Consider the following 19,846-nt stretch of genomic DNA (forward strand, 5'->3'; position numbering starts at 1 on the left):
CTTCCCGGAAGCCGGTCATAATATTGACGACACCCGCAGGTACGTCCGAGGCATGCAGGACTTCCGCGAAGCTGACAGCGCACAGCGGCTTGCTTTCCGAAGCCAGGACGACGCAGGTATTGCCGCCAACGATCAGCCTGACGGGCAAATTCTCCACAGGTTCGGCGGCGCGGAAATGCGTGTCCATCCACTGTCCGCCCTTCAAAAAGGCGCGAAAACTATCGGCGCCAGTTGCAATCATTAGTCCAAGCCCAATCGGACCCCAAATAGAATAGCGCCCCACAACCCAGTCCTCGAAACCGAAAACCCGCGAGGCATCAATCCCGAAAGCTGCTGTCTTGTCAGCCGCCGTGGAAAGAGCGGCGAATTGAGCCGCCGGATTTGTCACTTTCTCGCTCATCCAGACCTTGGCGGTGGCGGCGTTTGTCATGGTTTCGATGGTGGTGAAGGTCTTCGATGCGACAATGACCAAGGTCGTCCTAGGGTCAATGCCGCGCAGCGTGTCCGCGATATGCGCGGCATCGACGTTTGATACGTAGTGGCAGCGCGGCCCGTCGTGATACGGCGCTAGCGCAAGCGTGGCCATCGCCGGACCAAGGTCCGAGCCACCAATGCCAATATTGACGACATCGGTGATCTTGCCGCCTTCGCCGACGAAACGTCCCTCGCGGACGTCTGCGGCAAAAGCCTCCATCCGCTGAAGTGTTTCCAGAACACCGGGCATCACATCAGCGCCATCCAGCATCACTGGCGGGCCATCCAGATTGCGCAGGGCAGTATGAAGCACCGCACGGCCTTCAGTTTCGTTTATTTTGTCGCCGCGAAACATCGCCTCGCGCCGCGCGTCAACTTGGCCCGCGTCGTAAAGGTCAAGCAGCACTTGGCGTCCTGCCGCGTCAATTGAGGTCTTGGAATAATCGAACAGCATGTCGCCTGCATTGATCGAAAATGCGCGCGCGCGCTCTGGGTCGCTAAAACGATCAAAGATCGGAGTCTCGGCGGCGGTTTTGGCCGCTGATTTCAGCTTACTAAAGTTCATATTGTCCTCTTACGGCGCCCAATGCACAGTCGCGCCGCTTAAAACGGTCACGATCGGCGCGTCTTCAGGTGTGAGTTTGCGGGCACGATCGACGGCGGCGCGTTTCTCATCCCCTGTGATCAAAACATGCGTGGTCATTGCCCCCTTCAAGACCGGCGCGGTCAGTGAAAGGCGCGGTTCAAGTTCGCCCCCAGGTGGCGTGAGGGCCATCAAAGGTGGCGCGTCATTTGCGAGGGCTTCATGCAATTCAGGTGCGCCGGGGAAGAGAGAAGCCGTATGCATGTCCGCGCCCATGCCAAGCAGCAGGATAGAAAGGGGAAGCTCTTTTGTAAGCCTGTCGCGCACTGCGGTCCAATCAGCTTCGGTTTCCGGCACCAAGCGCACGAACTTCGCCACCGAGGCGCGCGCAGTCAGCAGGCGTTCGCGCACTAAGCGTTCGTTCGAGCGGGGATGATCGGACGGCACCCGGCGCTCGTCGGTCAACAACACATGCACCCGCGACCAGTCGAGGTCTGCGGCGGACAATGCGTCAAACACCGGCCCCGGCGTCGATCCGCCAGGGACCGCAAGCGACGCCCAAGAGTGCTCCAAAAGGCATGTGCTCAGTTCGCCCGCGATCTGGTTCGCAAGGTCGATCATCATCATTTCGGAGTCAGGGTATGTTTCGAGATGCATGTGCGCCTTTCCGGCCCCGAAAAATCAGGCCTTTATCTCAAGCCAACGACGACCCTCGCGATGCATCAACACTGCGGCGTCTTCCGGGCCGGTCGTCTCAACGTCATAAGGTTTGGGGCGATCTCCGCGACTTGTCCAGTCCTTGATAATCGGATCAGTCCAGGCCCAAGCCGCCTCGACCTCGTCGCCTCGCATAAACAGCGTCTGGTTGCCGCGGATCACGTCCATGATCAGCCGCTCGTAGGCGTCGGGCACATCTTCGGCCTCGGGTCCAAGCGCGTTGGCGAAGGTCATATCCAAAGGCACGTCCACAAGCCGCATGCCACCGGGGCCGGGTTCCTTGATCGTCACGCCAAGGGTGATGCCCTCGTTCGGCTGCAGACGGATCGATAGTATGTTGCGGTGCCGACCGCTATCCTTGTCGAAGATCGAGTGCGGTGTCTCTTTAAAAACAATCGAAATTTCAGAGGCCCGCGCCTTCAGCCGCTTGCCGGTGCGCAAATAAAACGGCACGCCGGCCCACCGCCAGTTTGAAATGGCCAACTTCATAGCAATGAAGCTTTCGGTGATGCTACTGCGGTTTTCGACCTCTTCAAGATAGCTTTCACCGGCTTTGTTAGACTCGTATTGCCCTCGCACAATGTCATCGCGTTCAGGTGGATCCAGCGCGCGAATAACCTTCAACTTTTCATCCCGAACCGAGTCGGGGTCGAAACGTGCAGGCGGCTCCATCGCGATCAGGCATAAAAGCTGCATCAGATGGTTTTGGACCATATCCCGCATCGCGCCGGACGTGTCGTAATAGGCTCCCCTTCCCCCGACACCGACGGTTTCGGCAACGGTGATTTGCACGTGATCTACGTACTGAGCGTTCCAAAGGGGCTCGAACAACATATTGCCAAAGCGGACAGCCATCAGGTTTTGCACGGTTTCCTTGCCAAGATAATGGTCGATCCGGTAAATCTGACTTTCGTCAAAATGGTCGCGCAGAGTGGCGTTCAGGGTCTTGGCGCTTTCCAGATCGCGACCGAAGGGCTTTTCGACAACGATCCGCGCGGTTGGCCCGGCGATATTATGCGCGTGCAGGCGTTCAGCCAACGAGCTAAAAAGGCCTGGCGCGACCGAAAAGTAAAAGGCCTGCACCGTATCTTTGTCTTTGCGCACCAGCTTTTTCAGCGCGGACCAGCCATCGTTGCCAGTAGCATCGATGCGCACATAGTGCAGGCGGTCCAAAAAGCCTTTCACGTCCTTGGTGGATCGTGCGGCTTCGGGGAGGAATTCCTCAAGAGCGCCCTTGATGTCCTTGCGAAACGACGAATCGGTCAAATCCGAGCGCGCAGCCCCAATAATTCGCGATTGAGCCGGCATCTGGCCCGAACAGAACCGACGAAACAAACCGGGCAAGATCTTGCGGCGAGCAAGATCTCCGGTTCCTCCGAAAATCACAAGGTCGAAGTCTTCGACCGGGATGACGCGCGACACCATAAGACGGCTCCTTCCAGAATTCGCAATTGCGGTGTTACCGCTAACAAAATCTCACCCGCACGCGATACCCTCATATGTTGCACAAGTCTAGCCACCCACACCATCATCACAAGTCTGTCACGTATCTTGCGCAGATCTTTATGTAGCAGAGGGTTGCGACTAGGTAGTCTTCAAATGCAGAACGTTGGGCGCTATGAAAGACCAATTATTTTCCGAAATTACTACAGAGAAGTTCCGTGATCCATTGGTGACGGCAAAGGGAGATGAACGCGCCGTGGTGGCGTTGACCAATCCGGAGACGCTTTGGTTCAATACCGGCACGCTTTGTAACATTGAATGCGTGAATTGTTACATCGCCTCGTCGCCGTCCAACGACCGGCTGGTTTACATTACAGCAGATGAAGTAAGCGATTACCTTGATCAGCTGGATGACCGCAACTGGGGCGTGCGCGAGATCGCCTTCACCGGCGGCGAACCCTTTATGAACCCCGAAATGATCGAAATCACGCGCAGGTCGCTGGCGCGCGGCTATGAAGTCCTGATCCTGACCAATGCGATGCGCCCGATGATGCGCAAATCTACGCAATCGGGACTGGCGTCGTTGGTGGCAGAATACGGCGACAAGCTTACGCTGCGCATTTCAGTCGACCATTGGTCTGCCAAACATCACGACTTAGAACGCGGCGCTGGTGCTTTTGAGAAAACACTTACCGGCATGCGCTGGCTTCGCGACGCCGGCATCCGTATGGCAGTCGCGGGGCGGACGGTTTGGGGTGAAAGTGATGCGCAATCACGTGCCGGGTATGCCGCACTTTACGCTCGCGAAAGATTTGCAATTTTGGCCAAGGATACTGGTCAGACCGTTTTGTTCCCTGAGATGGACGAAAGCGTGGATGTGCCCGAAATTACAACGGCTTGCTGGGATATCCTAAAAATTACCCCGACCAGTGTGATGTGCGCGAATTCCCGCATGGTGGTAAAACGGCGCGGCGCTGAAAAGCCGGCGGTTCTTGCCTGTACCTTGCTGCCCTATGAGCCTGAGTTTGAGCTTGGGAAAACGTTGGCGGAGGCCGAAACATCTGTGCGTTTGAACCATCCCCACTGCGCGAAATTCTGTGTTTTGGGAGGAGCCAGTTGTTCCGCCTGATCGCGGCTATTCTTCAAGTTCCGCATCCCAATACAGAAAATCGAGCCATGTGTCGTGCAGATGGTTCGGTGGAAACTTTCGCCCATGATTGCGAAGCTCTTCAGCCGCAGGGCGCCGGGGTGGTTTAAGCAAAGCCATGCCGACCTCACGCAGGGACTTTGATCCCTTTTTAAGATTGCAGCGCGAACAGGCGGCAACCACATTTTCCCAACTTGTAACTCCGCCGCGTGCACGCGGGACAACGTGATCGAACGTCAGATCACCGCGAGCGCCGCAGTATTGGCAACAAAATTTGTCCCGCAGAAAAAGATTGAAGCGCGTGAAGGCTACACGTTTTTGCGGTTTGATATAGTCTTTCAGAACAACGACAGACGGAATCTTTATCTCGACCGATGGGCTTCGCACGACTTCGTCGTATTCCGCAACGATCTGAACCCGATCAAGGTAGACGGCCTTCACCGCTTCCTGCCAGGGCCACAAAGAAAGTGGATAATAGGATAAAGGGCGATAGTCCGCGTTCAGGACCAATGCCGGTTTGTGACGCAGACTGCCGGGTTCACGCACGAAACTCGTTCTGAAGTCGCCGTCCATTCTTATGCTCACCTCTGACCAATGTCCGGTTTTGCACGAAGCAATCGCTGTCGCCTCACGCCTTGGCGCCAACTATATATAGGGCTTAAAATCGTGCAAGTCCCACGATGGGGCGATCTGCTGAAAGCGGTGCCTTGGATTTTGGACCGCTAAGAAATGGGCGTGAGCCAACCCATCGACGCGGTCTTCATGTGTGTTCAGCAATGGCATTTGACGTGGCGGCCTTTTCCCAAAAGACCTGCCCCGCCGCGTCCTGCATCCTTTTCCTGGTACATATGCATATCCGCCAGAGACAATACCGCACCAAGATTGTCTTGCTGCGCCATTTCAACAGCTCCAACATAGGCCGTGATGTTTAAAGCCTGGTCGGCGTCGGCAAGATTGATCTCGGCGCCTACGCAAAGACCTACGCCGATCAAACGCGCCGTATCAATCGGAGAATCGATCAGAAAAGTTGCAAATTTCTTGCGTCCCAACCGTCCGACCAAATCTTCACTTCGAACCTGATCGCGCAAGACGTCGGCAATAGCGCGCGCGTAATCGTCGCCAAAGGTTTGGCCGTAGGTGTCATTCACATTTTTGAAGTTATCAAGATCAAGCATCATCAATATGCCCCACGACGATGCCGTCGCCTTCTCGGCGGCGGCGATGAACGAGCGCCGATTTGACAGCACGGGCAGTAGGTCTGTGACGGCAAGTTGGGCATGTTCGTGACGCAGCTTACCGTGATACCAGATCGACCCAAGTCCGAGACAGATTAGGGAAGAAATACGCCCAAGACATGGTCTGATACGAATGCCTCGTCATTGCCGTGTAACCAAAAGTTCCAGCATCAAAATGCAAGGCGCGACCAGCATGCTCAGAGTTAATGATTTCAAAAAGAAATCGCTTTGGTTGCGCGGCGCAACTTGGGTAATCAGAGTTTCGAAGAAGGCCATCATACGCATGGCGATGTGTCTGCAATCGCCAGAATTGCGAGCCCGTTAACGGGCTCTCACTTGCTCGGTAAGAGCCTTGTGAATTTTAGCGAATTGGACGCGCTACTCGATGCCAAGGAAATTCTTCATGAAAGTCAGTGCAACTCCCAAGCCGTCCGGAGCGATTCCGTGGCCAGTGCCTTTCATAACGTGGCCGTAAACGTCGAAATCGGCCTCCTGAAGTGCATCGGAAGCCGTCTGCATGTCGTCAAAAGGGACGACATCGTCTGCGTCGCCGTGAACCAGCAAGACCGGAGGTCGGCTAAGGGCCTCGGTTGCCAGCGCGTCAGGAATCATCAGACGCCCCGAAAACCCCACGATGCCCGCGAGCGGATCGGCGCGACGCGGCGCGACGTGCAAGCCGATCATAGTGCCCTGACTGAACCCGAATAGCAGAAGGCGATCTGGGCTAAGACCTTCATCCGCCAGAACTTTGTCAATGAACGTATCAAGGCGGCGGGCGGCTTGTAACAGCCCCTCGCCTGCCGCGGATTCGGACGAGCCATCGATCCACGGGATCGGAAACCACTGAAACCCCAACGGATTTGCCATAGAGCGATCCGGCGCATTTGGCGCGATAAAAACCGTGTCTGGCATGTGCGGCGCAAGCGGTTCGGCCAACCCCAACAGGTCATTTCCATCGGCACCATACCCATGCAGAAACATAACCACGGAACTGTCTTCGCCCGAGGTTGAGGCGCGTCTTTGAAAGTCAAGATCTTCGCTCATCTGATGCCTTTACGATCTTTTGCCACGTGGTAGTAGGCCCAAAGCAGCCGCGCCGCAACGCTGCGCCAAGGAGACCAGTCCTCAGACATCTGGCGCAATGCATTTTCGGTGGGTCGCGCATCAAGATCAAACAAAACCCGCACCGATTCTTGCAGCGCAAGATCGCCCGGCGCAAACACATCCGCATGCCCAAGTGAGAACATCGCATAAATCTCTGCCGTCCAGCGGCCGATGCCGGGCACCTCGATCAGCGTTTTTATCACGTCTTCCGTGGGCTGGCTCCGCAGGGCTGGATAACGGATGCCCGACGCCGCCAGTTCCCGAGCATATCGGATTTTCTGCCGCGACATTCCGCAAGCGCGCAAGTCCTCGTCCGTGGCCGACATGATCTTGCGTGGCCCTGTTAAACCGGCGGCCTTCAGGCGCGCCCAGATTGCCGCTGACGCCGCGACAGACACCTGTTGGCTGACGATCGCATCCAAAACGGCCGCGAAACCATCGCCACGCAAACGCAGCGGCAAGGCCCCGGTGCGCTTCAGCGCTTGTGCAAACCGGTCATCATGCGCGGCCAACCAGGCAGCCCCTTCGGCAACACAGGCATCCGAAGTGATTATCCGTCCAATACCCGCGCCTGTCACTTACGTCTCCTGACCCAGTTCAGCGTTTCCGCGACGGAACTTATGCGCAGTAAATCCGCCGGCGGCGGGCCACACAACACCGCAACGCGCTAACCAAGTGCGCGCGCAGCTTCCAATTTCGGCCAGCCTCCGTGCCCGCCGGAATTACGGGTCACAATCCAGTCCACAGAGAGCTTATCAAGTAAATCAATTTCCTAATCCACAGAAACATCGCCACGCTTGACGATGAATTTCCCCTTTTTAAACGGTAAAGGCGCAGTGGTCGTCTCGCGCACGCGACAAATGACCGTTCGCTTATCCAGATTTGCTAAGCGTGCCAGATCGCGACGTCCGGTGGCCAGAAACACCGTGGCGTCCTCGCCCATATGCCGCGTGGCTTCCTCGAGGTATTTAGAAACGTCCAATTGTCGACTTTGTGTGGCATCCAGGGCGGCGGCATCAAGCGCAGGGCTTCGATCCCAAGCTCGCGGGCCATCTTTGCGGTGCGATAGCCCATTTCATCCGCGAAAGGGTGGGTCGCATCGATCACCGCATCAATGCCTTCGCGCACCAACCAGGCGCGATAAGCCTCCTCTCCGCCCCATCCACCGATCCGCACAGGCCAGCCGTAGCGGTGAGGGCGACGATCGGCGCGCGCGTGACACGGTCATGATCACGTAGGGCTCGCGACTTAACGCCACAGCAATGCTGCGCGCTTCTGCGGTTCCGGCAAGTAAAAGGATACGCATTTTACGCTGACGTTAAATGTTTTCGACGTAAGGAAGAGGGAGACTGCCCATTGTTTTGACTGAACTGCCGGTCAATCGCGTGACCGGAACCCGGCTTCTGCCGTACCGTCAAAAGTATTCAAACGCGCCTGTCTCCTGTTTTGCCTAGCGCAAAATCCCGCGGGCGAAGCAAATGTTACAGCGGGCACCTTGTGCATCCCAATCACCAAGCATAACGGAGGCCTATGTCGATTGCTCCTGAAGACAACCGCGCCATACGCAATGTGGCCGTATTAGTGGCTGCGCAGGCGATTCTGGGCGCCCAGATGCCGATGATTTTCATAATTGGCGGGCTTGCGGGAAACACACTTGCACCGAATATCTGTCTTGCGACATTACCAATTTCAATGATTGTGCTTGGTTCTATGGTAACGGCAACGCCTATCTCAAGCTTCATGCAACGTTATGGCCGCACCGCGGGTTTTTTCGTCGGCGCGACGGGTGGAGCGATTGGTGCTACCGTCGGTGGTCTCGGTTTATTTTACGCGAACTTCTGGTTGTTTTTGACCGGCTCGTTCTTCACCGGCGTCTATATGTCGGCGCAAGGGTTTTACCGGTTTGCAGCGACGGATTTGGCGTCCGATGAGTTTCGCCCCAAGGCGATTAGCTATGTGATGGCCGGCGGGTTGATCAGCGCGATTATCGGGCCACAATTGGTAAAAATGACCGCTGACGCAATGGTTGTGCCGTTCCTTGGAACATACATCGCAGTTATTTTTCTGAACCTTGGTGGCGCGACCCTTTTCTTGTTCCTGGAAGCCCCGGCCCAGGCCAAAGTGTCCAGTGACGCCCCCGTGGGGCGTTCGCGGCGCGATCTGCTGGCGGACCCACGGATTGCGGTCTCGATCATCTGTGCCATGGTCGCTTATGCGTTGATGAACCTTGTGATGACCTCGACGCCACTAGCGGTTGTGGGCTGCGGATATAGCACGAACAACGCCGCCGACATTGTGTCAGGCCATGTTCTGGCAATGTTTGCGCCCTCGTTCTTCACCGGACATCTGATCGCGCGATTTGGTGCGGAAAAGATCGTTGCCATTGGATTGGTCATTCTTACCGGCGCGGGGGCCGTCGCTTTGGCAGGAACCGAGCTCCCGAATTTCTTTGTGGCGCTGATCCTTCTAGGGCTTGGGTGGAATTTCGGATTTATCGGAGCGACAACCATGTTGTCCGAAGCCCATGGCCCAGCCGAGCGAGGCCGAGTTCAGGGGATGAACGACATGATCGTCATGGCCTGTGTGACGATGGCGTCTTTGTCGTCAGGCGGTCTGATGAACTGCCTCGGTGCAGACGCGGTCGAGGGATGGCGCGCGGTTAACCTCGCCATGGCGCCGTTCCTTGTGCTGGCAGGTGGCTCACTGATTTGGTTAGTGATGCGCCAAAAGCCGCGCTCTGCGCCGGCTGAATGACGTCCGCGCGGCGGCTTGGACAGCGACAATCCGACCAGAAGCAGTGGGCGGCTAAAGCGCCCAGCGAACGAGGCGGCTGCGTTTTCTGAACTCCGAAAGTCGAATGCTCCCATCTGCAACGCGGGTCGGGTTCTGAGCGATCTGGCGTAAAAGTGGTGCCGTCTGCCAGCCTTCCAGAATAGCGGGGCGCGCCTGTTGAATCACGCGTCGTCGCACGACCATTTCATCGCCGATGGTTCTCTGGAAATCAGCGGCTCGTTGTGAGATTGCCGCCGGTCGCCCATCCACCAACGGGATGCGTCCGCGCGCTTCAAGGGCAGGCACGGCCTTCATAAAACGCACGAAGGCGCTGGCCTGTCCGAAGAGGCGAATGGCTTCTCTTGGATGCGCAAGCGTTGGATCCAGATCGCGGTCGGCTCCAAGTGCGGCGGCTGCGGCCCACATCAGGTCCCCACCTGTCTTTGTCAGATACTCGGCAAAGTGATCTTCGTCTTCAAAAGCCTCTTTATAGATATCCCAGCGCCGGGCCTGAATGAGGCGGTCAAGTTCTCGAGCGATCTCGGGCGTAATTGCCTCGGCCAGCGGAAGTGTGACCTCGTGTTTCCGCACGGGCCTGCCTTCGGCAATCTCCTCAAGCGCGTCGCGCCACCATTGCAGCCGCATCTCGGCTATCATTGGCTCTTCGGTGACCCAAGGTGTGCGCGCCACTTCAAAGTTGAACGCATAAAGCGGGAAGAGAACGCGACGTGCGGTCACCGGGGCCGCCATTGCGGCGGCAAATCGTTCAGGGTCGCCGCGTTGGACGATTTCGGCACAGGCTTGCAGGGTCATACCGGCTCCGCGATGATCTGGAGATAGCCCGTTTCAGCGCGCGCCTTGCGCCAACCGTCAATCTCGCGTTGTGCGCCTTCAAGGGTCGCGACCATATCGCCAGACGCCAAAGACTTCAGGGCGTCGATGCGCGACTGAATCGGCAAGTAGTACGCCTTCCATGCGGCGTAAGGGAGCTTTAAGGCATCAAAGACAGTGTATTCTGCCGCGGGGACTTTTTCGTAAACAGTCTCGTGGTCAAATACCTCGCCTTCGCCTTCCCAAAAATCTGTAGCCGCTGGGGACGGTGTCTTGTTGAAATAGGCAGGATGCGAAAAAACCAAAGCGCCCGACGGAGCGAGCATCGAATGGAAGCTCCGCAATCCTGCGTCTAAACCAAGGAAGTACAATGCGCCGTCGCTCCAGATCAGATCAAACGGACCAGTGAACGTTTCCATGTCTGTAGCAACGGCTTCGACACGCGGATCGTCGCCGTAGCGCTTAACAACCTGCTCCACAAACGGCACGAGGCTGTCCACAGCTGAGGCATGTCCGGCGAGCGCCCAAGCGAGAAGCTCGTCAATATCCGCGCCCGAGCCGCAACCTGCGTCAAGGATGCGTTCAGACCCCCCGGCGCGAATTATCCTTAGCGTAAAATCAAGCGTCTCCCTGTCCCCCGGCCCTTGCCGAGGCAGGCTTTCGTAAAGATCAAAGAGCGCGCTCACGAGGCAGAAACACCGTCGCGCAGCAGCTTCCATGTGATCGCGTCCAGTAACGCCTCGAAAGAGGCATCAACTATGTTGGCTGACACACCAACCGTCGCCCATGCGCGGCCCTGATCGTCTGCGAAATCGATGATCACGCGTGTGACCGCTTCGGTGCCACCTTGGGTGATGCGCACGCGAAAGTCAGTCAGACGCATGTCTTCGACCTTGTCCTGAAACGGGCCAAGGTCGGATTTCAATGCCTGCCAAAGCGCGTTCACCGGGCCGTCGTCCTGAATATCCTGCGCGTGTTCGTTCTTGAAGAAACTGGTGCGCGCGCCATCGCGGGTCGACACTGTCACCACGGCTTCGGATTCCACCACGATCTCACCACGCGCATTGCGACGTCGTTCTGTAATGACGCGGTAGCGCTCGACCTCGAAAAAGTCAGGGGCCAGACCCAACTCGCGCCGTGCAAGAAGCTCAAAGCTCGCCTGCGCGCTGTCGTAGGCATATCCGTCGGTCTCTCGCTGCTTCACAGCATCAAGGATCCGCGACAGGGCCGCATCGCCTTTTTCCGCGTCGATCCCCATTTCTTCAAGGCGGCGCAAAAGGTTCGATTGGCCCGCCTGGTTGGACATTGGGACAATGCGTGCATTGCCGACCGTTTCAGGCGCGATGTGTTCGTAGGTGGTGGGATCCTTGACGATGGCGCTGGCGTGAAGGCCTGCCTTGTGGGCGAAAGCGGAGGCTCCGACATAGGGCGCCGCGCGTTGCGGCACGCGGTTGAGAATATCATCCAGCATCCGCGACACGCGCGTAAGCGTCATAAGTGCTTCAGCCGGAACACCAACTTCGTAGTGGCTGGCGTAGGGCTCCTTCAAAAGCAACGTCGGGATCAGCGTAATAAGATTGGCGTTCCCACAGCGTTCGCCCAGACCGTTCAGTGTGCCCTGGATCTGGCGCGCACCTGCGTCCACGGCCGCGAGCGTGCCGGCCACTGCAGTGCCTGTGTCGTCGTGGGTGTGGATGCCCAGATGGTCGCCGGGGATGCCTGAAGCGATCACTTGTGAAGTGATCTCGCCCATCTCGCTTGGCAACGTGCCACCGTTAGTGTCGCATAGGACCACCCAACGCGCGCCCGCATCATAGGCGGCTTTCAGGCAATCCAGCGCATAATCGGGGTTGGCTTTGTAGCCGTCGAAGAAATGCTCAGCATCAAACAAGGCTTCGCGCCCCTGTGCCACGAGATGAGCGATGCTTTCCGAGATGTTGGTGCGGTTTTCTTCAAGCGTGATATTAAGGGCGGTGTCGACATGGAAGTCATGCGTTTTGCCAACGATACAAACCGCTGGCGTGTTGGCATTCAGGACACCCGCAAGAACGTCATCGTTCGCAGCAGACCGCCCTGCCCGTTTGGTCATGCCGAAAGCCGTAAAGGTCGCACGGGTTTGCGGGCGCGTTTCAAAGAACGCGCTGTCAGTCGGGTTTGCGCCGGGCCAGCCGCCCTCGATGTAGTCGAGCCCAAGATCATCAAGCGCCTTGGTGATCTGCGTTTTCTCGTCCGAGGAGAACTGAACGCCTTGCGTTTGCTGGCCGTCGCGCAACGTGGTGTCGAAAAGAAAGAGCCGTTCTCGAATCATTTCAGGGCCTCCAGTTTGGCAGGATCAAGCGTGGCATTTGACGCGAGGCTCGCTTCTGGTCCCCGTCCCGTTGCCCGAACTGAAATTCCCATTTTTTCAAGACTGTTTTTCAGGTCATCCGCTGCCGCGTAGTCTTTCGCAGCGCGCAGGTCTTCCCACTTGCCAAGAAGGTCAGAGAGAAGGGATTGAGCGTCTTGCAAACCTTCCCCACCAGAGTGCATGACACCGACGACTTGTTCAACTTCTCCGCGGAACCAGTCGACCTCCTCGGCGTCCGGCAAACCAACCAGCCGCATTGCGGCCTTAAGATAGGGCGCACTGAGGCTTTCCATTTCGGACAAGGCCAGATGCGTGTTCAGATCATCGGATAAAGCATCAACAACCCGGTTCGGCACAACTTTTGCCGCGACCACGCCATCGGTTTTGCTGAACCATTTAACAAGCCGCTTGCGGGCCTCGTCGCGCTTCTTCTCGGTCCAGTCCATCGGCTTGCGATAATGCGTCGACAAAAACACAAACCGGATCACTTCTCCTGGCACGCCCTGATCCAGCAAATCGCGCACAGTGAAGAAGTTGCCCAGAGACTTGGACATCTTCTTGCCCTCGACCTGAAGCATCTCGTTGTGCAACCAGACATTGGCAAAGCCATGCCCCATGCAACGCGATTGCGCTATTTCGTTTTCGTGGTGCGGGAATTGCAGGTCATTGCCGCCGCCGTGGATGTCGAAAGACCCGCCCAGCAACTCGTACGCCATTGCCGAACATTCAATATGCCAGCCCGGACGCCCGCGACCCCACGGGCTATCCCATCCGGGCGTGTCTGCGTCCGACGGCTTCCACAAAACGAAATCCAATGGGTCTTCTTTGTAGGGCGCAACCTCAACCCGCGCGCCCGCGATCATGTCATCGACAGACCGCCCTGAAAGCGCGCCATAGTCTTCATAAGACCGAACCCGGAACAGTACGTGGCCCTCGGCCTCGTAGGCATTGCCCTGGTCGATCAACCCTTGTGTCATTGTGATCATCTGAGCGATCCATTCGGTCGCGCGCGGCATCTTTGACGGAGCAAGCGTGCCAAGGGCCGCCATATCCTCAAGGTACCATGCGATCGTTTCATCCGATCGTGCGCGGATCAGGTCTTCGAGGCTGCCTACGGCGCCAGCCTCTTTGCGCGCTTTCGCAGTTGCGTTGATCTTGTCGTCCACGTCGGTGAAGTTGCGCACATAGGTGACATGATCGGCCCCGTAGACGTGTCTCAGCAACCTAAACAAAACGTCGAACACCACAACAGGGCGTGCGTTGCCAAGATGCGCGCGGTCATAGACCGTCGGCCCACAGACATACATCCGCACATTCCTATCATCGATGGGCGTGAATGGCGCTTTTCGGCGCGTGGCCGTGTTGTGAAGCGTTATCTTAGTCATAAGCAAAAGTCCTTAGGGCGTGAAACGATCCCGCGCGGGCTTTAGCAAGGTCATGATGGATAGAAAAGGGACCAGTCCGCGCGACAGATGTCAGGCGATAATAATACACTCAATGAGGAAACGGGTCCGTGTCATGAAAGGTTGTATAGGCGGAAGGTCCGCTATTTGCAAAGATTTTCAAGACGTCCATTTGGCCTTTGGGTGGTTGGGGCGTGGCCAAACACGCTAGCACACGCTCCCCGAGGTATTTTTGAAAGTGTAAGGACGCCGGTCGTCACGAAAATTGAAGGCGGCGTTAAAGACCTTTCATTTGACTTTTCCGTCGTAGATCTGCCCATTCGGGACATGAGACTTTCAACACGCATCACAGGGCTGACCGGAGGGGGATCCGACGGTTGGGACATCTTGCGCAAATCACGCGCCATGAAGGCAAACGGTCACGATGTGGTCGAGCTGACGATAGGCGAGCACGACCGGCGCACAGAAACCGAAATACTTGAAGCAATGCATCGATCCGCGCTGGGTGGACATACGGGGTATCCCGATCTGCCGGGGACGAACGCTTTGCGTCACGCCATCGCGGCCCGCGTTCAGGAACGTACAGGTGTCAGAACCGCGCTTGAAAACGTTATAGTCTCACCAGGTGCTCAGTCCGCTTTGTTCGCAGCCCATACGGCGGCCTGCGATCCGGGCGATACCGCCTTGTTCATAGACCCCTATTACGCGACCTATCCCGGTACGATCCGCGGCTCCGGTGCAATTGCCAAGGCGATCCCTGCACGGGCCGAGGCGGGCTTCCAACCCGATGCAGCCGATCTTGCGGTCGCCGCCGGCGGAGCCAGTTCGCTTTTGATCAATTCGCCGAATAACCCGACAGGCGTGGTCTATTCGCGCGATACGATGGAAGCGATTGCTGAAGTCGCAGAAGCCCATGATCTCTGGGTGATCTCGGACGAAGTTTACGACACGCAAATCTGGGAAGGCGAACACTTGTCGCCGCGCCAGCTTCCGGGCATGGCCGAGCGCACGCTTGTTGCGGGGTCTCTCTCGAAAAGCCATGCAATGACCGGTAGTCGTATTGGATGGCTGGTTGGACCGGCCGAGGCGATGGAACACGTCGAGAACCTCTCGACACACACCACTTACGGCGTTCCCGGATTTATTCAGGACGCCGGATTGTTTGCATTGCAGCAAGGCGCAGGATTTGAGGACCGTATCGCGGCGCCGTTTAAGCGCAGGCACGCGAAGGTCGCTGGGTATCTTGCAGCGCGGGGGCTTTCTGTAGTCCCGTCGCGCGCCTCGATGTACTTGATGCTTGATATCCGCGGGACGGGTCTTAGCGGCGAAGACTTCGCGCATCGTCTGCTGGATCAGAATCTGATTGCGGTCATGCCGGGCGAAAGCTTTGGGGCGGCGGCGGCAGGACACCTTCGCGTTGCTTTGACCGTGGATGACGACCGCCTGATGGCCGCAGTTGCAACTTTGGCCGACCTGGTGGGCGCACTTGCCACTTCGGCCGCCTGATCTGAAAGCTGGACAGCGTACCCCACGAGATGCATGACGCGAGCTATGGGTGAGCCGCATAAGCCAAAGATCAACCACAGTCTTCTCGAAGATGCCCAAGCCTTTTTGCTAGGGACGGCGCTTTGCGCGCTGGGCCTGCAATTTGTGACGCATCTGGGACTGATCACCGGACAAACAGCAGGGCTTGCTGTGCTGCTTACTTATGTATCCGGCCAGAGCCTTGGTTTGGTCTTTCTTCTGGTCAACCTGCCGTTTTGGGGATTGTCTTGGTTCCGGATGGGACCGCGGTTCACCGTCAAAAGCATTATTGCTGTCGCCGTTTTGTCGGCGATGACCGAAGTCTTGCCCGGCGCAATTGTCATTGGTCATCTGTCTGCACCTGTTGGAGCCGCCCTGTCTGGCGCGCTGATCGGGATGGGATTAATCGTTCTGTTCCGCCACGGCGCCTCGCTTGGCGGCATTGGTGTATTGGCGCTTTTCCTGCAAGAACGCCTGCGGATCCAAGCAGGTTGGACACAACTTGCCTTTGACGCCCTCTTGTTTCTGGCGGCCTTTAGCGTCCTGCAATGGGACCTGGTCATCTGGTCGCTTTTGGGCGCGGTCGTGGTCAACCTGATTGTCGCTGTCAATCACCGGGGCGACCGCTATATCGCACGGTAACACCGATTGCTGCTGGCCTTTGCTGCGACTGCACGATAAGGCCGCGCAAAGCCACCCCGAGAGAGATCATGGACCTTAGAAATATCGCAATCATCGCACACGTCGACCACGGCAAGACAACGCTGGTCGACGAGCTTCTCAAGCAATCCGGCGCTTTCCGCAAAGGCCAAGATGTAGCAGAGCGCGCGATGGACTCCAATGACCTCGAGCGCGAGCGCGGCATTACCATCCTTGCCAAGTGTACCTCGGTCGAATGGAAGGGCACACGGATTAATATCATCGACACCCCCGGTCACGCTGACTTCGGCGGTGAAGTCGAGCGGATCCTGTCGATGGTTGACGGTGTTGTTTTGCTGGTGGACGCCGCCGAAGGCCCGATGCCGCAGACCAAATTTGTAACCTCAAAGGCGCTGGCGCTGGGCCTACGCCCGATTGTCGTGCTGAACAAAGTCGACAAGCCGGATGCGGAACCCGACCGCGCCCTGGACGAAGTCTTCGACTTGTTCGCCGCTTTGGATGCCAATGAAGACCAGCTTGATTTCCCACATCTTTATGCCTCGGGACGCGCTGGTTGGGCGGATGCCTCGCTTGAAGGCCCACGCAAAGGCCTTGCCGCGTTGTTTGATCTGGTCGTTCATCACGTGCCGCGTCCACGCCAACAAACGTCCGTCGACAAGGACTTCAGCATGCTGGCTACGACACTTAGCGCTGACCCATATCTTGGGCGCCTTTTGACGGGTCGTATCGAAACAGGAAAGCTTAAGACCGGCGCAACAGTGCAGGCCATGAGCCGCATCGGCGAAAAGATCGAACAATTCCGCGTGTCGAAAATTCTCGCGTTCCGCGGGTTGTCGCAGCAGTCAATCGATGAAGCCTCGGCTGGCGACATCGTATCAATTGCGGGTATGTCCAAAGCGACTGTAGCCGACACCATTGCAGCCCTTGCCGTGGAAGACGCCCTGCCCGCGCAACCAATTGATCCGCCAACGATTTCTGTGACTTTTGGAATCAACGACAGCCCACTTGCCGGACGTGATGGCAAGAAAGTACAAAGCCGCGTTATTCGTGACCGCTTGATGAAAGAAGCTGAAACAAACGTCGCAATCAAAATCTCTGATACACCCGGCGGTGAAGCCTTCGAGGTTGCCGGTCGCGGTGAATTGCAGATGGGTGTTCTGATCGAGAACATGCGACGCGAAGGCTTCGAGCTTTCAATTTCGCGCCCACAGGTTCTGATGCGTGAGATCGACGGCGTAAACAACGAACCGATCGAAGAAGTCACCATCGACGTGGATGACGACTACACTGGCGCGGTGATCGAAAAGCTGACCGGACCACGCCGGGGTGAATTGGCGGAAATGAAGCCCGCTGGTGCTGGCAAGACCCGCATCATTGCCTTGATCCCATCGCGCGGCCTGATTGGCTACCACGGTGAGTTTATGACCGACACCCGCGGAACAGGCGTTTTGAATCGCGTGTTTCACGGCTGGGCACCCTATAAAGGCGCAATTCCGGGACGCCGTGCAGGTGTTCTGATCTCGATGGAATCCGGCGTTTCGGTTGCCTATGCGCTCTTCAACCTTGAAGATCGTGGCCGAATGTTCATCGGTCCACAAGAGCAGCTGTATCAGGGTATGATCATCGGCGAACACTCCCGCGAGAACGATCTGGAAGTGAACCCGCTGAAAGGCAAGAAGCTGACCAACGTGCGCGCCTCTGGCACGGACGAAGCGGTTCGCCTGACAACACCGATCACCCAGTCGCTGGAGCAGGCCATTGCCTATATCGACGACGACGAATTGGTCGAAGTCACGCCCAATGCAATTCGCCTGCGCAAACGCCATCTGGACCCGCACGAACGCAAACGAGCATCACGTAGCGTGTCTTAAGGGCTCTTAACGGCTCAATCGCGCTTTACGGACAGAGGCGAAGGCTGTATCCCGGCCCTCGCCCTTGGACAAACGTGTGTGCGCCATGACCAGCTTGAATGATATCCGCTCCACCTTTCTGAATTCGTTTGAAAAAAACGGACATAAAATCGTGGACAGCTCGCCGCTTGTTCCGAGAAACGATCCGACTTTAATGTTCGTTAATTCGGGAATGGTGCAATTCAAGAACCTCTTCACCGGGGTCGAACACCGCGACTACAAACGCGCCACAACATCGCAGCGCTGTGTGCGCGCAGGCGGCAAACACAACGACCTCGACAACGTCGGCTATACCGCGCGCCACCACACGTTCTTCGAGATGCTCGGCAACTTTTCCTTCGGCGATTACTTCAAAGAAGACGCCATTCCCTTCGCGTGGGACATGCTGACCAAAGACTTCGGAATCGACAAATCAAAGCTGCTCGTTACCGTTTACCATAACGATGACGAAGCCGCCGACATCTGGAAGAAATACGCAGGATTGTCGGATGATCGCATTATCCGGATCGCGACAGACGACAATTTCTGGATGATGGGACCCACGGGGCCTTGCGGGCCCTCGTCCGAGATTTTTTACGACCACGGCGACCACATCTGGGGCGGTCCTCCGGGAAGCGCAGACGAAGACGGCGACCGCTTCATCGAGATCTGGAACCTTGTTTTCATGCAGTACGAGCAGTTCGAGGACGGCTCGCGCAAGGAACTCGCCGCACAATCCATCGACACTGGTATGGGTCTGGAGCGCGTCGGCGCACTTCTTCAGGGCAAGCATGACAACTACGACACGGACCTGATGCGTGCCCTGATCGAAGCGACCGCGAACGCGATATCAACTGACCCCGATGGCCCCGGTAAAGTCCATCATCGGGTGATCGCTGACCATCTTCGCTCAACGTCGTTCCTAATTGCAGACGGCGTCATGCCATCGAACGAAGGTCGTGGCTATGTGTTGCGCCGGATCATGCGCCGCGCCATGCGGCACGCGCATCTCCTTGGCGCAGGAGGTCCTGTGATGCACAGTCTGGTGCCCGCGCTGGTCCGTGAAATGGGTCATGCATATCCCGAATTGGGGCGCGCGCAATCGATGATCGAAGAAACACTAAAACTCGAAGAAACCCGGTTTCTTGAAACGCTTGATCGCGGCTTGCGGCTTCTGGACGACGAGCTCGAAAAACTTCCGGAAGGCGCTGACCTTCCCGGAGCATCCGCTTTTAAACTGTACGACACTTTTGGCTTTCCGCTTGATCTGACTCAGGATGCTTTGCGCGAAAAGGGCCTGTCGGTCGACACCGAGGGCTTCGATGTGGCCATGTCTGAACAAAAGGCAAAAGCACGCGCCGCCTGGTCCGGATCTGGCGAAACAAAAGACGCAACTGTCTGGTTTGACATTGCCGAAACACACGGCGCGACCGAATTCCTGGGCTATGACACAGAGCTTGCAGAGGGCGTCGTGTTAGCAATCGTTAAAGGCTCCGATCCAGTGAAGTCTCTTGCCGAAAGCGAAAGCGGCTGGGTCGTCGTGAATCAGACCCCGTTTTATGGCGAAAGCGGCGGTCAGGTTGGGGATCAGGGATATCTTCGCAACCTCGAACATAACGACCACGGCGGCGCGGTATCCGACAGCCAACGCTTCGCCGCCGGAGCAATTTTTGGACATTATTACCACGCGCAGTCAGGCGGCCTTAAAGTTGGCGAC

17 protein-coding genes and 1 pseudogene are annotated in these 19,846 nt (G+C 57.1%); 6 read left to right on the top strand and 12 right to left on the bottom strand.

Features of this window, described 5'->3' with window-relative positions:
- The 3 genes from Q1B15_RS22520 to zwf all read right to left on the bottom strand — a co-directional run.
- The coding region (locus Q1B15_RS22520; protein WP_299758338.1) for an aldehyde dehydrogenase family protein at window positions 1-1,039 on the bottom strand (1,039 nt) is incomplete at its 3' end.
- A gap of 9 nt (window positions 1,040-1,048) precedes the next feature.
- Entirely contained in the window at window positions 1,049-1,714 is a 666-nt protein-coding gene (gene pgl, locus Q1B15_RS22525; protein WP_299758340.1) for a 6-phosphogluconolactonase, read from the bottom strand.
- 24 nt (window positions 1,715-1,738) lie between these two features.
- On the bottom strand, window positions 1,739-3,199 hold the full coding sequence (zwf, locus tag Q1B15_RS22530; protein ID WP_299758343.1) for a glucose-6-phosphate dehydrogenase: 1,461 nt from the start codon (window positions 3,197-3,199) through the stop codon (window positions 1,739-1,741).
- A gap of 193 nt (window positions 3,200-3,392) precedes the next feature.
- Between zwf and Q1B15_RS22535 the strand changes: the two genes are divergently transcribed.
- The gene (locus Q1B15_RS22535; protein ID WP_299758345.1) at window positions 3,393-4,346 is read left to right on the top strand and encodes a radical SAM protein; all 954 of its coding nucleotides are present in this window, start codon (window positions 3,393-3,395) and stop codon (window positions 4,344-4,346) included.
- A gap of 6 nt (window positions 4,347-4,352) precedes the next feature.
- On the opposite strand, the gene Q1B15_RS22540 is transcribed toward Q1B15_RS22535, so the two are convergent.
- From Q1B15_RS22540 to Q1B15_RS22560, 5 genes and pseudogenes are all read right to left on the bottom strand, one after another.
- Complete coding sequence (locus tag Q1B15_RS22540) at window positions 4,353-4,937, bottom strand: HNH endonuclease (protein WP_299758348.1); 585 nt, start codon at window positions 4,935-4,937, stop codon at window positions 4,353-4,355.
- Window positions 4,938-5,134: 197 nt separating this feature from the next.
- Window positions 5,135-5,734: a GGDEF domain-containing protein gene (locus Q1B15_RS22545; RefSeq protein ID WP_366141768.1), complete on the bottom strand. Its 600-nt coding sequence runs from the start codon at window positions 5,732-5,734 to the stop codon at window positions 5,135-5,137.
- 243 nt (window positions 5,735-5,977) lie between these two features.
- Window positions 5,978-6,643: a dienelactone hydrolase family protein gene (locus Q1B15_RS22550; RefSeq protein ID WP_299758350.1), complete on the bottom strand. Its 666-nt coding sequence runs from the start codon at window positions 6,641-6,643 to the stop codon at window positions 5,978-5,980.
- A complete protein-coding gene (locus tag Q1B15_RS22555) occupies window positions 6,640-7,281 on the bottom strand; it encodes a DNA-3-methyladenine glycosylase 2 family protein (protein ID WP_299758353.1) in 642 nt (213 codons plus the stop codon). The genes Q1B15_RS22550 and Q1B15_RS22555 overlap by 4 nt, the downstream gene beginning before the upstream one ends.
- Window positions 7,282-7,588: 307 nt before the next feature.
- Window positions 7,589-7,894: pseudogene (locus Q1B15_RS22560) on the bottom strand (precorrin-6A/cobalt-precorrin-6A reductase); the annotation flags it as partial.
- A gap of 339 nt (window positions 7,895-8,233) precedes the next feature.
- Here Q1B15_RS22560 and Q1B15_RS22565 point away from each other — a divergent pair.
- Window positions 8,234-9,457 carry an MFS transporter gene (locus Q1B15_RS22565; protein ID WP_299758355.1) on the top strand — a complete coding sequence of 408 codons (1,224 nt, stop codon included), beginning with the start codon at window positions 8,234-8,236 and terminating at the stop codon, window positions 9,455-9,457.
- A 51-nt stretch (window positions 9,458-9,508) separates the two neighbouring features.
- On the opposite strand, the gene Q1B15_RS22570 is transcribed toward Q1B15_RS22565, so the two are convergent.
- Genes Q1B15_RS22570 through cysS form a run of 4 tightly spaced genes read right to left on the bottom strand, consistent with a single transcriptional unit; the run spans window position 9,509 to window position 14,038 of the window.
- Complete coding sequence (locus Q1B15_RS22570; protein WP_299758356.1) at window positions 9,509-10,288, bottom strand: squalene/phytoene synthase family protein; 780 nt, start codon at window positions 10,286-10,288, stop codon at window positions 9,509-9,511.
- A complete protein-coding gene (locus Q1B15_RS22575; protein WP_299758358.1) occupies window positions 10,285-10,992 on the bottom strand; it encodes a class I SAM-dependent methyltransferase in 708 nt (235 codons plus the stop codon). Before Q1B15_RS22575 ends, Q1B15_RS22570 begins: the two co-directional genes overlap by 4 nt.
- A complete protein-coding gene (gene cimA, locus Q1B15_RS22580; RefSeq protein ID WP_299758360.1) occupies window positions 10,989-12,614 on the bottom strand; it encodes a citramalate synthase in 1,626 nt (541 codons plus the stop codon). Before cimA ends, Q1B15_RS22575 begins: the two co-directional genes overlap by 4 nt.
- The gene (cysS, locus tag Q1B15_RS22585) at window positions 12,611-14,038 is read right to left on the bottom strand and encodes a cysteine--tRNA ligase (protein WP_299758363.1); all 1,428 of its coding nucleotides are present in this window, start codon (window positions 14,036-14,038) and stop codon (window positions 12,611-12,613) included. The genes cimA and cysS overlap by 4 nt, the downstream gene beginning before the upstream one ends.
- 345 nt (window positions 14,039-14,383) lie before the next feature.
- On the opposite strand from cysS, the gene Q1B15_RS22590 reads away from it, so the two are divergent.
- The 4 genes from Q1B15_RS22590 to alaS all read left to right on the top strand — a co-directional run.
- Window positions 14,384-15,562: a pyridoxal phosphate-dependent aminotransferase gene (locus Q1B15_RS22590; RefSeq protein WP_299758366.1), complete on the top strand. Its 1,179-nt coding sequence runs from the start codon at window positions 14,384-14,386 to the stop codon at window positions 15,560-15,562.
- 45 nt (window positions 15,563-15,607) lie between these two features.
- Window positions 15,608-16,222, top strand: a complete 615-nt coding sequence (locus Q1B15_RS22595; protein ID WP_299758369.1) for a YitT family protein — start codon at window positions 15,608-15,610, stop codon at window positions 16,220-16,222.
- Between the two features lie 68 nt (window positions 16,223-16,290).
- Window positions 16,291-18,111 (top strand): translational GTPase TypA, encoded by a 1,821-nt coding sequence (gene typA, locus Q1B15_RS22600; RefSeq protein ID WP_299758372.1) that lies wholly within the window; start codon window positions 16,291-16,293, stop codon window positions 18,109-18,111.
- 85 nt (window positions 18,112-18,196) lie between these two features.
- Window positions 18,197-19,846 (top strand): alanine--tRNA ligase (gene alaS, locus Q1B15_RS22605; RefSeq protein ID WP_299758375.1); only part of this gene is annotated, 1,650 nt, incomplete at its 3' end.

The organism is uncultured Boseongicola sp., from assembly GCF_937988555.1.
In the GTDB taxonomy this organism is placed as follows: Bacteria; Pseudomonadota; Alphaproteobacteria; order Rhodobacterales; family Rhodobacteraceae; genus Boseongicola.